The sequence below is a fragment of the Streptomyces albus subsp. chlorinus genome, assembly GCF_013302895.1.
Classification (GTDB): domain Bacteria; phylum Actinomycetota; class Actinomycetes; order Streptomycetales; family Streptomycetaceae; genus Streptomyces; species Streptomyces chlorinus.
Genome location: NZ_VJOK01000001.1, coordinates 1,368,547 through 1,383,995 on the forward strand (window position 1 = coordinate 1,368,547; position 15,449 = coordinate 1,383,995).

Annotated in this window: 11 protein-coding genes; 4 read left to right on the forward strand and 7 right to left on the reverse strand. The window is 73.3% G+C overall.

The genetic code is table 11. The annotated features are described in order from the left end of the window. Window positions 1–258: 258 nt before the first annotated feature. Window positions 259–894 (forward strand): pyridoxamine 5'-phosphate oxidase family protein, encoded by a 636-nt coding sequence (locus FM076_RS06305; RefSeq protein ID WP_173868929.1) that lies wholly within the window; start codon window positions 259–261, stop codon window positions 892–894. Window positions 895–919: 25 nt separating this feature from the next. Here FM076_RS06305 and FM076_RS06310 read toward each other — a convergent pair whose 3' ends face one another. Then, window positions 920–1,810 (reverse strand): esterase/lipase family protein, encoded by an 891-nt coding sequence (locus FM076_RS06310; RefSeq protein WP_173868930.1) that lies wholly within the window; start codon window positions 1,808–1,810, stop codon window positions 920–922. A 381-nt stretch (window positions 1,811–2,191) separates the two neighbouring features. On the opposite strand from FM076_RS06310, the gene FM076_RS06315 reads away from it, so the two are divergent. Continuing rightward, complete coding sequence (locus FM076_RS06315) at window positions 2,192–4,519, forward strand: heavy metal translocating P-type ATPase (protein WP_173868931.1); 2,328 nt, start codon at window positions 2,192–2,194, stop codon at window positions 4,517–4,519. Between the two features lie 16 nt (window positions 4,520–4,535). Here the strand turns inward: FM076_RS06315 and FM076_RS06320 are convergent, their stop codons facing one another. The 4 genes from FM076_RS06320 to FM076_RS06335 all read right to left on the reverse strand — a co-directional run bounded on the left by FM076_RS06320 (window position 4,536) and on the right by FM076_RS06335 (window position 10,672). Further along, window positions 4,536–5,588, reverse strand: a complete 1,053-nt coding sequence (locus FM076_RS06320) for a DNA polymerase Y family protein (RefSeq protein WP_173868932.1) — start codon at window positions 5,586–5,588, stop codon at window positions 4,536–4,538. Then, a complete protein-coding gene (locus FM076_RS06325; protein WP_173868933.1) occupies window positions 5,585–9,166 on the reverse strand; it encodes a DNA polymerase III subunit alpha in 3,582 nt (1,193 codons plus the stop codon). Before FM076_RS06325 ends, FM076_RS06320 begins: the two co-directional genes overlap by 4 nt. 119 nt (window positions 9,167–9,285) lie before the next feature. Next, window positions 9,286–9,747, reverse strand: coding sequence for a GNAT family N-acetyltransferase (locus FM076_RS06330; RefSeq protein WP_173868934.1), 462 nt, complete (start codon window positions 9,745–9,747; stop codon window positions 9,286–9,288). Window positions 9,748–9,907: 160 nt separating this feature from the next. Further along, a complete protein-coding gene (locus tag FM076_RS06335) occupies window positions 9,908–10,672 on the reverse strand; it encodes an SDR family NAD(P)-dependent oxidoreductase (protein WP_173868935.1) in 765 nt (254 codons plus the stop codon). 140 nt (window positions 10,673–10,812) lie between these two features. On the opposite strand from FM076_RS06335, the gene FM076_RS06340 reads away from it, so the two are divergent. Continuing rightward, window positions 10,813–11,469: a TetR/AcrR family transcriptional regulator gene (locus tag FM076_RS06340; protein ID WP_173868936.1), complete on the forward strand. Its 657-nt coding sequence runs from the start codon at window positions 10,813–10,815 to the stop codon at window positions 11,467–11,469. 184 nt (window positions 11,470–11,653) lie between these two features. Beyond that, window positions 11,654–12,682, forward strand: coding sequence for an aspartate-semialdehyde dehydrogenase (locus FM076_RS06345; protein WP_173868937.1), 1,029 nt, complete (start codon window positions 11,654–11,656; stop codon window positions 12,680–12,682). 171 nt (window positions 12,683–12,853) lie between these two features. On the opposite strand, the gene FM076_RS06350 is transcribed toward FM076_RS06345, so the two are convergent. Both FM076_RS06350 and FM076_RS06355 read right to left on the reverse strand, forming a co-directional pair. Next, window positions 12,854–13,930 (reverse strand): S1 family peptidase, encoded by a 1,077-nt coding sequence (locus FM076_RS06350; protein ID WP_243274335.1) that lies wholly within the window; start codon window positions 13,928–13,930, stop codon window positions 12,854–12,856. A gap of 461 nt (window positions 13,931–14,391) precedes the next feature. Beyond that, entirely contained in the window at window positions 14,392–15,306 is a 915-nt protein-coding gene (locus FM076_RS06355; protein WP_173868939.1) for a trypsin-like serine protease, read from the reverse strand. Window positions 15,307–15,449: the final 143 nt, after the last annotated feature.

Genomic DNA, 15,449 nt, shown 5'->3' on the forward strand with positions numbered 1-15,449 from the left:
GAGAAGGCGGACCTGGCCGAGACGGGCGGGGACGGCGGCACGGCTCCGCTCGCCCTCGGCGGCGCCGCCGTGGTCGCGGCCGGTGCCGGGGTGCTCTTCGTGACGGCCAGGCGCCGGGCCGCCAGGAGCCGCGGCTGATCCGCCGTCTCGCGCGGCAGTGAGCTGAGCGCGCCGCCTCCCCCGGCGACCGCTGGGGGAGGCGGCGCTCCCCCATGCGCACGTACGCTCTGTCCCCCACAGCGACGGAGCGGAGTGCCCATGAGACAGGAAGCCATGGTGGAGGTCACCAGCGAGGAGGAACTGCGGGCCCTGGTCGGGGAGCCCGCCTCCCACACGGTGCACAAGACCCGCACCGCACTGCACCGGCTCGACCGGGAGTGGCTGGCCCACTCGCCGTTCTGCCTCATCGCCACCTCGGCGGCCGACGGCAGCTGTGACGTCTCCCCCAAGGGCGACCCGCCCGGCTTCACCAAGGTGCTGGACGACCGCACACTCGCCCTCCCCGACCGGCCGGGCAACAGGCGCGTCGACGGGCTGCGCAACATCCTGTCCAACCCGCACGTCGGCCTCCTGTACTTCCTGCCCGGCCGGGGCGACACCCTCCGGATCAACGGCCGGGCCCGGATCGTGCGCGAGGCGCCGTTCTTCGACGAGATGGTGGTGCGCCGCAACCGCCCCCGGCTGGCGCTGGTGGTCGAGATCGAGGAGGTCTTCCACCACTGTTCCAAGGCGTTCCTGCGCGCGGGGACCTGGGACCCGGAGACGTGGCGGCCGGACGCGGTGCCGAACCGCGCCCGGCTGGCCAAGGCCCTGGACCGGCCCGGCGACTCCCTGGAGTTCCTGGAGGAGTACTACGGGCCGTCCTACGCGCGGACGATCTACCCCGAGGGGTGACGGAGGGGCGGGCGGGCCGCCCTCGTCAGGACAGACAGGTCGTCGGGGTGGCGTGTACCGGGTCGAGCGCGTTCGCCGCCTCGTGCCACGTCACCCGGTCGGTGAGGGCGACGGCCAGGTGCTCGGAGAGGTCGAGCGGGCACAGGTCCTGGACCGTGACGTTCCTGACGCGCGGACCGTCGAGGAACTGGGTCCTGTAGGGCGTGACGACCTCGTCGTACCTGGTGGCGATCACGGTGTACTCGACGCCGGGCACCGTGTCACCGCCCTCGTTCAGCCTCCTGAGGAAGTCGGAGCCCTCCTTCTGCTGGAGCAGGGCCGGGCCGATCTCCTCGACCACGTCACCGATCGGCGGGAACTGGTCGGCCAGCCTGGCCAGTCCGCTGAGCGTGGTGCCGTGGTTGCTGGGGGTGATGCCGACGAGGGCGTGCACCTTGGCGGCACCACCGTGGAACTTCAGATACTGCCGGGGCATCATGCCGCCCTGCGAGTGGCCGACGATGGCGACCTCCTTGGCACCGGTGGCCTGGAGGACCTTGTCGACGTAGGAGGACAGCTGCTTGGCGGACTCCTCGATGGGGCCGAGCCCGTGGAAGAAGGGTCTGCCCGGCAGCTGCCCGTAGTCCAGGGAGAAGACGCAGTAGCCGCGCTTGACCAGGTAGGGGGCGAACCCGAGCCAGTTGTCCACGGAGTTGCCGAACGTCCCGTGGACCAGGACGACGGGCCGCGGGTGCGCGGCGGACGGCTCGCAGGAGTAGTCGTTCCAGCCGCTGTCGACGGCTGCCGCCCGGGCGGGCGGGGAGGCGGCGCCCGCCGCGGTGGCGGGCAGGGCGACCACGGCGACCGCGAGGGTCACGACGGTGGCCGCCGCGGTGCGAAGACGTCTCAGGGACGGCGCTGACAGCTTCAGCTTCATGTCCGGCTCCTCGGACGGTGAGGGATGGGGGGTGGGAGCGGAGCTGTGAATCGCCGTCAACTTACGCGTGAGTAAGAACGATGGCCAGTGTCCGGACTGAACAAAATTCAGCACCGGCGCTCCCCCGGTTCCGCACGCCCCTCACTTGCCACGACCGCCTCGCCCTCCCTCGCACCTGGAGAGACCCACACCGCCGACCGAACGCGCAGGTCGCTATACCCCTCCCCCGTACACATTCCTCCACGGGAACGCCTTGCGTCCAGATACGGGGCAGGGGTATACATGACCACGGCACCGCACCCAGGGTCCGCCCCGGGTGCCCGAAACGACCGGGACGGCCGGCCGGGACGAGCCGACAGACCGGGCCGCCGAGGAGAAGCGATGACCACCACCCGTGAAAGCACCCGGAGCGCCGCCCCCACGGCGCCCACCACCGAGGTCGAGCTGACGATCGGTGGGATGACGTGCGCTTCGTGCGCTGCCCGTGTGGAGAGGAAGTTGAACCGGTTGGAGGGGGTGAGGGCGAGTGTCAATTACGCGACGGAGAAGGCGAAGGTGAGTTTCGGGGGCGGTGTGGTGGTGGACGATCTGATCGCGGCGGTCGAGGCGACCGGGTATACGGCGGCCCCACCGGCACCCGCCCGCACTCAGGCGGGCAGCGCGAGCGGCCCCGGTGGAAACGACGGCCAGGCAGGGAACGCCGAGAAGGACGCGGAGAGGGACGCTGGGCTGGCGACGCTGCGGCAGCGGCTGGTCGGTTCCGCGGTCTTGTCCGTGCCGGTGATCGTGTTGGCGATGGTGCCGGCTGTGCAGTTCACCTACTGGCAGTGGCTGTCTCTCGTGTTGGCGGGGCCTGTGGTGGTGTGGGGGGCGTGGCCGTTCCACCGTGCGGCGTGGAAGAACGCGCGGCATGGTGCCGCGACGATGGACACCCTGGTCTCGGTGGGCACGCTGGCGGCGATGCTGTGGTCGGTGTGGGCGCTGTTCTTCGGGACGGCGGGCGAGCCGGGGATGACGCACACGTTCACGCTGTCCATCACGCGCGGGGATGGCGCGGGGAACATCTATCTGGAGGCGGCCGCGGGGGTGACGGTGTTCCTCCTGGCCGGGCGGTACTTCGAGGCCCGTTCCAAGCGGAAGGCCGGCGCGGCGCTGAGGGCCCTGCTGGAGCTGGGCGCCAAGGACGTCACCGTGCTGCGCGACGGACGCGAGGTCCTCCTCCCCACCGGGGAGCTGGCGGTGGGGGACCGGTTCGTGGTGCGGCCGGGGGAGAAGATCGCCACGGACGGCACCGTGGTCGAGGGCAGTTCGGCGGTGGATGTCTCGATGCTGACCGGGGAGTCCGTCCCGGTCGAGGTCGCCGCCGGCGACAGTGTGACCGGGGCCACCTTGAACGCGGGCGGGCGGCTGGTGGTGGAGGCCACCCGGGTGGGTGCCGACACCCAGCTGGCGCGGATGGCCAGGCTGGTCGAGGACGCGCAGAACGGGAAGGCCGCCGCCCAGCGGCTGGCCGACCGGGTCTCCGGGGTCTTCGTGCCCGTCGTGATCACCCTCGCGCTGGCCACACTCGCCTTCTGGCTCGGCAACGGCGCCGGCCTGACCGCCGCGTTCACCGCCGCGGTCGCCGTGCTGATCATCGCCTGCCCCTGCGCGCTCGGCCTGGCCACCCCCACCGCGCTGATGGCCGGCACCGGACGCGGCGCCCAGCTCGGCATCCTCATCAAAGGCCCCCAGGTCCTGGAGACCACCCGCACCATCGACACCCTCGTCCTCGACAAGACCGGCACCGTCACCACCGGCACCATGACCCTCCTGGACATCCACCCCGCACCCGGCGAAAGCAAGGAGGAGGTCCTGCGGCTGGCCGGCGCGCTGGAGAACGCCTCCGAACACCCCCTCGCCCAGGCCGTCGCCCACGCCGCCACCGACAAGCACGGCCCCCTGCCCGCCCCCCAGGACTTCGCGAACCTTCCCGGACTCGGCGTCCAGGGCCTCGTCGAGGGCCACGCGGTTCTGGCCGGACGCGAAGAACTCCTGGCCCAGTGGGCCATCCCCCTCCCCACCGACCTGGCCGGGGCCAAACACGCGGCCCAGGAGGCGGGGCGCACCGCGATCCTGGTCGCCTGGGACGGAAAGGCCCGGGCCGTGCTGGAGATCGCCGACGCGGTCAAACCCACCAGCGCCGAAGCCGTCCGGCAGCTGCGCGGCCTGGGACTGCGGCCGGTGCTGCTGACCGGTGACAACCGCACCGTGGCCGCCTCGGTGGCCGCCCAGGTCGGCATCGACCCCGCGGACGTGATCGCCGAGGTCATGCCCGAGGACAAGGTCGAGGCCGTCAAACAGCTCCAGAGCGAGGGGCGTTCGGTCGCGATGGTCGGGGACGGGGTCAACGACGCCGCCGCACTCGCCCAGGCCGACCTCGGCCTGGCCATGGGCACCGGCACCGACGCCGCCATCGAAGCCGGCGACCTCACCCTGGTGCGCGGCGACCTGCGAGCGGCAGCCGACGCCATCCGCCTGGCCCGCCGCACCCTGGGCACCATCAAAACCAACCTCTTCTGGGCCTTCGCCTACAACACCGCCGCCCTCCCCCTCGCCGCCGCCGGTCTCCTCAACCCCATGATCGCCGGAGCCGCCATGGCCTTCTCCTCCGCCTTCGTCGTCGGCAACAGCCTCCGCCTCCGTCACTTCCACCCCACAACCAACTGAAGAGGCCGGCTGCCGCCTAGGCCGCGCGGGGCGGTTCCGCGTCCGGGGGTGGTTCCGCACCTCGGGGCGGTTCCGTGCCTGCCGGGCGTACGGCGTAGGCGCCGAAGCGGCGGCGGGCCCGGTCGGCCGCCGCCTCGGCACGGCGGGCCTTCTCGTCGCGTACGTCGAACGACAGCTGCCGCGCGGCCGACTCCGCGGCGGTCAGTTCCTCGGCCCGCAACGCGACCCCGCGCACGCGGGCGCGCTGCAGGCCGAGCGCGTCGTGCAGGGCGTAGGCGGCCGTCGCCAGCGCGGGGGTGTGGGCGGTGGGTTCGGGCAGGGTGCGGGTGCGGGTGGTGGCGGAGCGGTCGGCGTAGCGGACGGTGAGGGTGAGCGACCGCGCCACCTGCTCCTCGGCACGCAGCCTGAACCCCAGTTCGTCGGCGAGGGTGAGCAGTGCGCCGCGGCGGCGTGCCGCGTCCAGTTCGTCCCGCTCGAAGCGGTGTTCCGCGCTCGCCGAGCGCGGGGGCGCGGTGGGGGTGACGGGCGTGGGGTCGATGCCCCGCGCCCGTTCGTGCAGGCGCCGGCCCTGGGCGGCGCCGAGGATGCGCTGGAGGGTGGCGAGCGGGGCGGCGGCGAGGCGGCCGACGCTGTCGAGCCCGTACGCGCACAGGGTGCGGGCCGTCGCGGGGCCGACTCCGTGCAGGGCGGCGACCGGGCGGCGGCCGAGGAAGTCGGCGGCCTCTTCCGGGCGTACCTCCCGGACCTGGCCGGGCTCCCCCGCCTGGGCGGCCATCCGGGCGAGCAGCGGGCTGGCGGCGACGCCGACGGTGCAGTCGGTCCCGTGCAGGGCGAGCGCCCGCAGCCGTACGAGCTGCGCCAGTTCGGCCGCGCTCCGGCCGAAGTAGCGCAGGGCGCCCCGTACGTCGGCGAGCGCGGCGTCGGGCGGCAGGGCCTGGACGAGCGGGGTGATGTCGGTGAGCAGCGCGAGGAGCGCCTCGTAGTGCTCGGGTGCGGTGTGCGGGACGGCGTCGAAGTGGACGTAGAGCACATGCGTCCCGCGCCGCGGGTTCCCGGTGCCGTCGGTCATCCCGCGCTCCCCGGGCTGGAGTGCCACATCTTGCGCAGTGCCTTGGGCGAGCCGGCCGTCTCCCCGGCGGGGCGCAGATCGGCCCAGGGGTGCATCCGGTAGCCGGGGGCCACCTCGATGGTGCGGCCGGGCTCCGGGGGGCCGCCGGGCCCCGCCGGGCCGGCGGGCTCTTCGGGTCCGCCGGTGTCCGTCGTCGGCTCCTCCCCCGGCCTTCGGCCTGGAGACGCTCCCAGCCGGGCCGCGACCGCCTCCAGGCCGCCGGTGCGGCGCAGCTCGACCAGTTCGGCCAGGTCCCAGGCGGCGGAGCCGACGACGCTGAGGCTGCGGGGGCCGCGCCGCTGGACGGTGCCGCGCACCAGCAGCAGCCAGGAGTGGAAGACGGTGTGGGCGCAGGCGGCGTGGGAGTCCTCGAAGAAGGCGAGGTCGGACAGGCCGGTGCCGTCGTCGAGGGTGGTGAAGATGACGCGTTTGCCGGAGGCGAGCGGCGGGGTCTGGGTGGCGGCCTTGGCGCCCGCGATCAGCACGGTTTCCCCGTGGCGGGCCGAGCGCAGGGTGCGGGCCGAGTGGGCGCCCAGTTCGCGGAGGAAGGCGACGTGGTCGGCCATCAGGTGGCGGGAGGTGTCCATGCCGAGGACCTCCAGCTCGGCGCCGAGGCGCTCGCCGCTGTCCAGGTCGGGCAGGTGGACGGGGTCGGCCTCCCGGACGGCCCGTCCGGCCCGTCCGGATCCGGGGGTGTGCGGGCCGGGGGTGTCCGCCTCCGGGGCCTCCCCCAGCGCGAGCTGCCCCTCGCGCGCCCCGGCCGCGCGTTGGGCGCGGTGCAGTTCGGCGATGTGCAGCAGCAGGTCCCGGCGGTTGCCGCCGGGCGCGAAGGCGTCCAGGGCGCCGACCTGGGCGAGGCGTTCGGCGACCGGGCGGGAGGGGCGGGCGCGGCGCCAGAAGTCGCCGAGCGAGTCGTAGGGCTGCCCGGCCTCGATGCGGGCGGCGTCGGCTTCGCTGATGCCCTGCACCTCGGCGAGGGCGAGGCGCAGCCCCCACACGCCGGATTCAGACTCCAGTTCGATTCGATAGGAGACGGACGACCGGTTCACGTCCAGCGGCAGCACCGGCACCCCGCGCCGCCGGGCGTCGGCCAGCAGCAGCCGCTTGGGGTACATACCCGGGTCGTGCTCCAGGATGCCCGCGTAGAAGGCGGCGGGACGGTGGGCCTTGAGCCACGCCGACTGGTAGGTCGGTACGGCGAACGCCACCGCGTGCGCCTTGCAGAAGCCGTACGAGCCGAACGACTCCACGATCGTCCAGGCGTGCGCGATCGCCTCGGCCCGGAAACCCTGCCGGGCGGCGGCGCGTTCGAACCAGAGTTTGGCCGCGGGCCGCTGCTCGTCGTCCTTGAGCACCCGCCGCACCTCGTCGGCACGGCCGCGGTCGCAGCCCGTCATCCGGGAGAGGATCCGGATGACCTGCTCGTGGAAGATGGCCACCCCGTACGTCTCGGCCAGCGGTTCGGCCACGTCCCGGTGCGGGTGGTGGATGCGGCGGCGCCCGTGCCGGGCCTCGATGAAGGGGTGGACCATATCGGCGCCGACGGGTCCCGGCCGGAAGAGGGAGATGTCCACCACCAGGTCGTGGAAGGTCTCCGGCTGGAGCCGTCCGATCAGGTCGCGCTGGCCCGGGGACTCGATCTGGAAGCAGCCCAGCGTCTCCGAGGCGCGGATCAGCTCGTAGGTGGCCGGATCGCCCTCGGGGAGCGCGTCCAGGTCGATCCGCTCCCCCGTCGCCCGCTCGACCTCGGCGACCGCGTGCGCCATCGCCGACTGGAGCCGCACCCCCAGCACGTCCAGCTTGAGCAGCCCCAGGTCCTCCACGTCGTCCTTGTCGAACTGCGCCATCGCGAAGCCCTCCCCGCTGGTGGGCACGACGGGCGTACGGGCCCGCAGCGACGAGTCCGACAGCAGCACCCCGCACGGGTGCATGGCCACCCCGCGCGGCAGCCCGTCCAGCGCCTCGACCAGGTCCCAGAAGTGGTCGCCGTACCCCTCGCGCGCCACCTGCCGCAGCTCCGGCAGCTCGGCCAGGGCCGCGCGCGCGTCCCGCGCCCTGATGTGGGGGAACGCCTTGGCGAGCCGGTCCACCTCGGCCGGGTCCATGGCCAGCGCGGCGCCCACGTCCCGGATGGCGTGCCGCACCCGGTAGGTCTCGGGCATGGCGACGGTGGCCACCCGCTCCTCGCCGAAGCGTTCGAAGATGGCGCGGTAGACCTCCAGCCGCCGGGCCGACTCCACGTCGATGTCGATGTCGGGCAGCTCGGCCCGGCGCGGGGAGAGGAACCGCTCCATCAGCAGGCCGTGCTCGACGGGGTCGGCGTGGGCGATGCCCAGCAGGTGATTGACGAAGGAGCCCGCGCCCGAACCCCGCGCGGCCACCCGGATGCCCAGCTCGCGCACGTCCTCGACGATCCGCGCGACGGTCAGGAAGTACGAGGAGTAGCCCAGGGACTCGATGATGGCCAGCTCCTCGTCCAGCCGCCGCCAGCGCCGCTCGTCCCGGTCGTAGCGGCGGGTGACCATGGCGGCGGCGCAGCGGGAGCGCAGGGCGCGGGCGGCGGTGCGGCCGCCGGTGCCGGCCAGGTGGGGCTCGGGGAAGTGGACCCGTCCGATGCCCAGGTCCTCCTCGGGGTCCACCCGGCAGGCGAGGGCCGTCTCCTCGGTCAGTTCGAGGAGGCGGCGCGCGGTGCCGGGCCCGTATCCGGCGGCCTCGGCGATCCGCCCGGCCGCCTCGGCCATCTCCCCGGGCCCCTTCAGCCAGCGCTCGCCGCCATCGAGGCCCCTGCGCGGGTCGACGGGGACGAGACGGCGGGCCGCGTCCAGTACGTCGGCGACGTTCACCTCCGTGGCCGGGGCCGGATCGGCGTAGCGGACGGCGTTGGTCAGCACGGGTGCGACGCCCTCCCGGGCCGCCAGGCCCAGCGTCCGGGCGGCCTCCCGCAGCGGGCCCGTACCGGTCACGGCCAGGCGGAGCGCGTCACCGTAGCGTTCGCGCCACCACGCGAGGAGGGTGGCGGCACGGTCGGGACGGCCGGCGGCCAGGGCGCGGCCGACGTCGGAGTCCGCGCCGAGCAGCACCGTGACCGCCTCGCCGCGGAGGGCTTCGCGGGGCAGCAGGGGCTTGTCGTGGCCGCTCGCGTGCGCCTCGGTGATCATCCGGCACAGCTCGGCCCAGCCGTGGGCGCCGTCCCGGGCGAGGAAGACGGCCCGCTGGGCCGATTCATCGACAAAGCTCCCGCCTCGGACCGGTGTGCGGCGCCGGACCCGGTCCGACCTCCCGTCCCGGCCCGGCCTCCCGCCGCGGTCCGGCTCCGCCGCCCCCTCCGCGACGGCCAGCTCGACCCCGTACACCGGCCGCACCCCGGCGCGCGCGCACGCCCTGGTGAAGCGGACGGCGCCCGCGACGGTGTCCCGGTCGGTCAGCGCGAGCGCCTCCATCCCGCGCTCGGCGGCCCGCTCGGCGAGGGTCTCGGGGTGCGAGGCGCCGTAGCGCGCGGAGAAGCCGGAGACGGCGTGCAGATGCGTGAAGCCCGGCATCGCCCGCACCTCCTACCTCAGCCGCACCCCCCTCTGTCCCGGGCACCACAATAAACCAGCCATCGAACCTTTATTCGAATAGCGGTCGTGGGACGACGCCCGGCGGCCGAGGCCGCGGCTCACAGCTCCTTGCGGAAGACCACCCGGTCCAGCGACGGGCCGTCGTAGTCGGGCACGGGGTCGGAGGCGGTGAAGCCGAGCGCGGTGTGGAAGGCGATCGAGCGGGTGTTGACCGGCGAGGTGATGGCCTTCACCACGGTGCGGCCGTCCTCGCGGGCGCGGGCGAAGAAGCGCTCGTACAGGTCGCGGGCCAGACCGGAGCGGCGCAGGTGCGGGGCGACTCCGGAGAAGTGGATGTATGCCTGGCCGGATTCCGACGGTGACAGGAACCCGATCAGGAACCCGGCGAGCGCCCCGCCGGGTTCCTCGGCGATCAGGCTGGTCGCATGGAAGTGGTCCAGGAAGACCCTGGTGAGGTCGCGCGACGCGGGCCGCCCCCACCAGTCGTCGACGACGGCGATCACGGTGTCGTAGTCCTCGGGGCGGGCGGGACGCACGGTACAGCGGGGGCCGGTACGCATACCGGGACGCTAACCATCCGGCGCCCCGCGCATACCCTGCCGCCGTGTCCCATGGGCGGACCCGGATACGCCTCCCCGTCCTCTTCCGCCTCACCGTGCGGGGGTGTCGCCGCCTCATGTGCGGGCACCCGCCCGGCTCCCGTGCGGGCACCGGCCCGCCTCACATGTGGGTGCCGCCGTCGATGCGCAGTTCCGTGCCGGTGATGAAGGCGCCGTCGTCGGAGGCGAGCATGGCGATGGCGCCGGCGACGGTCTCCGGCCCGGCGAAGCCCTCCCCGAGAGCGGGGGACAGCTTGGCGAGCAGGCTGTAGTCGGTGTCCTCGGGCAGTCCGGGGTTGTGGGTCATCCCGGAGGCGATGGACCCCGGCGCGACGCAGACGGCCCGCAGCCCCCGCTTGCTGTACTCGGACGCGATGGCGTGCGTGAAGGACTGGATTCCGCCCTTGGTCGCGGCGTACGCGGCCATGTAGGGGTGCGCGAAGCCCGCCGAGGTCGAGCTGAAGTTGACGACGACCCCCTTGCCGGTGGCCAGCAGCGCGGGCAGCGCCTGCCGGGTCACCAGGAAGGTGCCGGTGAGGTTGACGCCGATGATCCGGTTCCAGAACTCCAGGGTCATCGTCTCGGTGTGCCGCGAGTCGAGGATGCCGGCGGCGTTGACCAGGACGTCCAGTCCGCCGAGCCCCTCGATGGCGCCGCCGATGCCTCCGCGTACGGAGTCCTCGTCGGAGATGTCGGCGGTGACGGCGGTCAGGCGGCTCTCCGTCCCGGCCTCCGCCGCCAGGGCGCGGGTCTTCTCCAGCCCGGCCGCGGAGATGTCGGCGGCGGCGACGGTGCCGCCCTCCTCCAGCACGCGCAGCACGGTGGCCCGGCCGATCCCGGAGCCCGCGCCGGTGATGAGGACCGTGCGGCCGTCGAAGCGGTTCATGGCTGCTCCTTCTCCCTGTTCTCGCGGGCGCTTCCGCCCTGCACGGGAAGCACCCGCCTGCCACGGTACGCCCATGTGGCACAACGTGCCATAAAGGCGCAGCGTGTGCCCTCTCTCCCTCCCTGCCGTACGCTCTGGCCATGACCACCCGCCCCGACGACGCCGCCCGCCCCTCCCTCACCGAGCGCCGCAAGGCCGAGACCGAACGGGAGATCGCCCGCCACGCCGCCGAGCTGTTCTCCGCGCACGGCGCGGCTGGGGTCACGGCGGAGGGCATCGCCCAGGCGGCGGGGGTCTCGCTGCGGACCTTCTACCGCTACTTCCGCACCAAGGAGGAGGCGGTGACCCCACTGCTGACCGGCGGGGTGCACCAGTGGCTCGCCGAGCTGACGGCCGCCCCCGCCGAGCTGTCCGTGGCCGAGGCGCTGGAGCGGGCCGTCCGCGGCGCCCTCACCCCCCAGGGGCCGCACGCGGCGCTCCGGGCCGAGGCACTGGAGAGCACCCGGGGCCTGCTGCGCGTCGTCCCCGGCGACCCGGGCCTGCGCTCGGTGTGGCTGCGGGTGCACGCCGAGACGGAGGAGTCCCTGGTCCCGGCGCTGACGGAACTCGCCCGCCGGGACACGGACCCGCTGCAACTGCGGCTGACGGCCGCGGCGGCCAACACGGCCATGCGGATCGCGATGGAGACCTGGGCGGCGACCGACGCGGAGCCCGGCGACCCGGAGCGGGGTCCGGCCGCACTCGCCGTACGCTGTCTGCGGGGGCTGACCGCAGGACTGCGCACGCCCCGCGCGTAGCCGCACCCACGCCGTGCCCGCCGGGGACGCCGGGGACGCCGGACTGTGACCGAAATCAAAGCACTGGCACCCCGTACCCGGCGCCGTGCAGGGTAGGGGCACGCGGGATACGGACAGACCAGTGCGGCCGCGCACGGAGGACCATCCGAGGGTCCACGGCCGCACGATCAGCTGAAGGAGCCCCATGAAGGTCGGGATTGTCGGAGCCACCGGTCAGGTCGGCACAGTGATGCGCGAGATTCTGGCCGAGCGCAATTTCCCGGTCGACGAGCTGCGCCTGTTCGCCTCCGCCCGTTCCGCGGGCCGGACGCTGCCCTGGCAGGACGGCGAGGTCACCGTCGAGGACGCGGCGGAGGCCGACTACACCGGGCTGGACATCGTCCTGTTCTCGGCCGGCGGCGCCACCTCCAGGGCGATCGCGGAGAAGGTCGCCGCGCAGGGCCCGGTCGTCATCGACAACTCCTCGGCCTGGCGCATGGACCCCGACGTGCCGCTGGTGGTCTCCGAGGTGAACCCCCAGGCGGCCACGCGCCGTCCCAAGGGCATCATCGCCAACCCGAACTGCACCACGATGGCCGCGATGCCGGTGCTGCGCCCGCTGCACGAGGAGGCGGAGCTGACCGCGCTGGTCGTCTCCACCTACCAGGCGGTCTCGGGCAGCGGCCTGGCGGGCGTCGCCGAGCTGGAGGGGCAGGCCCGCAAGGCGGTGGAGAACGACGCGGCGCGGCTGACCTTCGACGGTGACGCCGTGGACTTCCCGGAGCCGGACAAGTTCAAGCGCCCCATCGCCTTCAACGTGCTGCCGCTGGCGGGCTCGATCGTCGAGGACGGGCTGGCCGAGACGGACGAGGAGCAGAAGCTCCGCAACGAGAGCCGCAAGATCCTGGACATCCCCGGCCTGAAGGTCTCCGGCACCTGTGTCCGCGTCCCCGTCTTCACCGGCCACTCGCTCCAGGTCAACGCCCGCTTCGCGCGCCCGATCAGCCCCGGGCGGGCCGCCGAGCTGCTGGCCGGCGCCCCGGGCGTGGAGCTGTCCGAGATCCCCACGCCGCTCCAGGCCGCGGGCAAGGACGCCAGCTACGTGGGCCGGATCCGCGCCGACGAGACGGTGGAGAACGGTCTGTCGCTGTTCCTGTCCAACGACAACCTCCGCAAGGGCGCCGCGCTCAACGCGGTGCAGATCGCGGAGCTGGTCGCGGCCGAGCCGAGCTGAGCCGCGCGCCGGGCGGCGGCCCGGTCCCCGCGCACACGGAACCCCCCGGACGAGCGTCCGGGGGGTTCCGCTGTGGGGGGTGCCGGGTCCACCGCCGGGGTGGACCCCCAGGATCCCGCGGGGACGGCCCGCGGCCAAAGCCGGCCGCCCGGCGCGCCGGCCAGGCGGGCCTCAGCCGATCTTGGCGCCCAGGGCGTCGAGGGCGGCGGGCACCGGCTGGAAGTAGGTCTCGCCACCGGAGGAGCAGTCACCGCTGCCGCCGGAGGTGAGGCCGAGCGCCTTGTCGTCCGCGAAGAGCGAGCCGCCGCTGTCGCCGGGCTCGGCGCAGACGTCGGTCTGGATCAGCCCGTCCACGGTGCCCTCGGGGTAGGTGACGGAGGCGTCCAGCGCCTTGACCGTGCCGTCGTGGACCTGGGTGGTGCTGCCGCTGCGGGTGACCTTCTGGCCGACCTGGGCCTCACCGGCGCCGGAGATGGCCTGGGCGCTGCCGTTGTAGAGGTTGACCTCGCTGGGGTGGTCCACCTCGCCGGTGTAGGTGGCGATGCCGTAGTCGTTGCCCGGGAACTTGCCGTCGCCGCTCTTGGCGATCTCCTGGCCGCCCTGGCTGTCGGACCAGGAGGAGATCGCGGTGGTGCAGTGGCCGGCGGTCAGGAAGCCGGGCTTGCCGTCCGCGGTGGTGACGTTGAAGCCGAGCGAGCAGCGGCCGCCGTCGCCCCAGATGGCGTCGCCGCCGGCGATCCTGGTGGTGAACTCGCCGTTGGTGCGCTTCAGTTCGGCCTTGCCGCCCTGCGCCTCGACGGCCTTGCGCAGCTCGGCGAGCTTGGCGCCCTTGACCGTCTTGTCGGCGGTGACGACGACCTTGTTGGTCCGTACGTCCACCGCGCGGGCGGTGCCGGGGATGTTCTTCTTCGTGAGGGAGTTCTTGACGGAGTCGAGCTGGGCCAGCGTGTGCTCGACGACCCGGGCCCGGGCCCCGGCGGCCTCGGCCTTCTCCTTGGCCGCGCCGTTCGTGACGTTCACGACGAGCTGCCTGGCCTTGGCGTCGTAGTAGGAGCCCGCGTGGCCCTTGATGTCCTTGGTGAGCTTGGTGGCGAGTTCACCCGCCGACGCGGCGGAGAGCGTCTTCGCCGTGGGGGCGTCCTGGGAGGCGTTGGCCGCGGTGGCCGTCAGCGTCCCGGCGGCGAGTGCGGCGACGGCCGCCCCCGCGAGGACGAGGCGGCGCTTGGGTACGCGTCGGTGCTGTGACAACGTGGAACCTCCAGTGGGGGGTTGGGGCGTCCGAGGATCGGACGCCCCAGGAGGAAGTACGGACACGGGCCTCTTACCCATCAAGAAGTCGCGTCCATGCCAACTTGTGGCGCCGAGTATTGCGAGCCGCCGAACCCCGCACAAGGTTCAGATCACGTCAGCCGACCGGAAGTTCGGTCGCGCTGTCAAGGTGCCGAACGTCCCTTCGTGTCCCCGACGTCCGCCCGGGCGAACACCCGCCGCGACGCCGCGTGTTCGCCAGGTGAGGAGTAGACCTGACCGGTAATCGCCCCCGCGCGACCGGATTTCGGGTGCACTCCTTCACCGGCCGTCCACGGGATCCTCCAAAGGAGCAGAAGGCGCACAAGGGGCGTGCGCGGACACGCATGTGCCCGTGCACGCACCCAGGGGGCATGCACGGGCACACGTCAGTGGGGCTCAGTGGGGCGTACCGGGTGGCGTCAGTAGACGCTCACTCCGTACGCGCTGAGCGCTTCGCGCACCGGCTGGAAGAAGGTGGTGCCGCCGCTGCTGCAGTTGCCGCTGCCGCCGGAGGTGAGGCCGAGCGCGGTACCGCCCGAGTAGAGGGGGCCGCCGCTGTCGCCCGGCTCCGCGCACACGGTGGTCTGGATCAGACCCGAGACGATGTCGCCGCCGCCGTAGTTGACCGTGGCGTTGAGGCCGGTGACCTGGCCGCTGTGGATACCGGTGGTGCTGCCGCGCCGGGTCACGCTCTGGCCGACGCGCGCGTCACCCGCACCGGTGATGTCGACACTGCCGACGGTGCCGGGGTGGGAGACGCCGGTGTTGCTGTAGCGCACGAGCCCGTAGTCGTTGCCGGGGAAGCTGGAGCCGGCGGTGGGGCCGATCAGGGTGGTGCGGCTGGAGTTGGTGTGCCAGTTCCCGCCGAGTTCGGTGCAGTGCCCGGCGGTCAGCAGGTAGTAGGTGCTGCCGCTGCGGACGTTGAAGCCCGCCGAGCAGCGGGCGGACCCCGTGTAGATGGCGTCCCCGCCCGAAAGGTACTTCTTGAACGTGCCCTTGACGCGCCGGATCTCCAGGGCGCCCGCGTTCTTGCCCGCGGCCTGCTCGATCCGGGCCAGTTCGGCACCCGAGACGCGGCTGTCGGCGGACACGACGAGCTTGCCGCTCTCCTTGTCGACGTGCCAGGCGGTACCGGCCACGTCCGCGTCGAGCACGGCGTCGCTCGCCGCGCCGAGCTGGGTCGCCGAGTAGGTGTGGGGGGACGGAGCTTCGGCGGAGGCCGTGGCCGGCGCGATGAGCGCCCCGGCCGCCGCCATGCCCGACGCGAGGGCGATCAGCCTGGTGCGTCTGCGGCGTGCCATGCTGTCGCCGGCTGTGGTGCGCTTGATCCTCACTTTTCCTCCCGTTCAGGGAAATCAAAGCGTGCTCCTGACAAACGCTGCATGGAGTATTCGCAGTGATTTTCCGGTCCGGCAAGGGCGTCTTTCGGTCTCCCTGGGTCCGGTTCGGCGCCCGGGGCTCCGCCACGCGGAGCCGG

Excerpts from the sequence above, each read along its gene's own strand:
- FM076_RS06305 (WP_173868929.1), top strand. The coding sequence starts at position 259 with ATGAGACAGGAAGCCATGGTGGAGGTCACCAGCGAGGAGGAACTGCGG.
- FM076_RS06310 (WP_173868930.1), bottom strand. The coding sequence starts at position 1,810 with ATGAAGCTGAAGCTGTCAGCGCCGTCCCTGAGACGTCTTCGCACCGCG.
- FM076_RS06315 (WP_173868931.1), top strand. The coding sequence starts at position 2,192 with ATGACCACCACCCGTGAAAGCACCCGGAGCGCCGCCCCCACGGCGCCC.
- FM076_RS06320 (WP_173868932.1), bottom strand. The coding sequence starts at position 5,588 with ATGACCGACGGCACCGGGAACCCGCGGCGCGGGACGCATGTGCTCTAC.
- FM076_RS06325 (WP_173868933.1), bottom strand. The coding sequence starts at position 9,166 with ATGCCGGGCTTCACGCATCTGCACGCCGTCTCCGGCTTCTCCGCGCGC.
- FM076_RS06330 (WP_173868934.1), bottom strand. The coding sequence starts at position 9,747 with ATGCGTACCGGCCCCCGCTGTACCGTGCGTCCCGCCCGCCCCGAGGAC.
- FM076_RS06335 (WP_173868935.1), bottom strand. The coding sequence starts at position 10,672 with ATGAACCGCTTCGACGGCCGCACGGTCCTCATCACCGGCGCGGGCTCC.
- FM076_RS06340 (WP_173868936.1), top strand. The coding sequence starts at position 10,813 with ATGACCACCCGCCCCGACGACGCCGCCCGCCCCTCCCTCACCGAGCGC.
- FM076_RS06345 (WP_173868937.1), top strand. The coding sequence starts at position 11,654 with ATGAAGGTCGGGATTGTCGGAGCCACCGGTCAGGTCGGCACAGTGATG.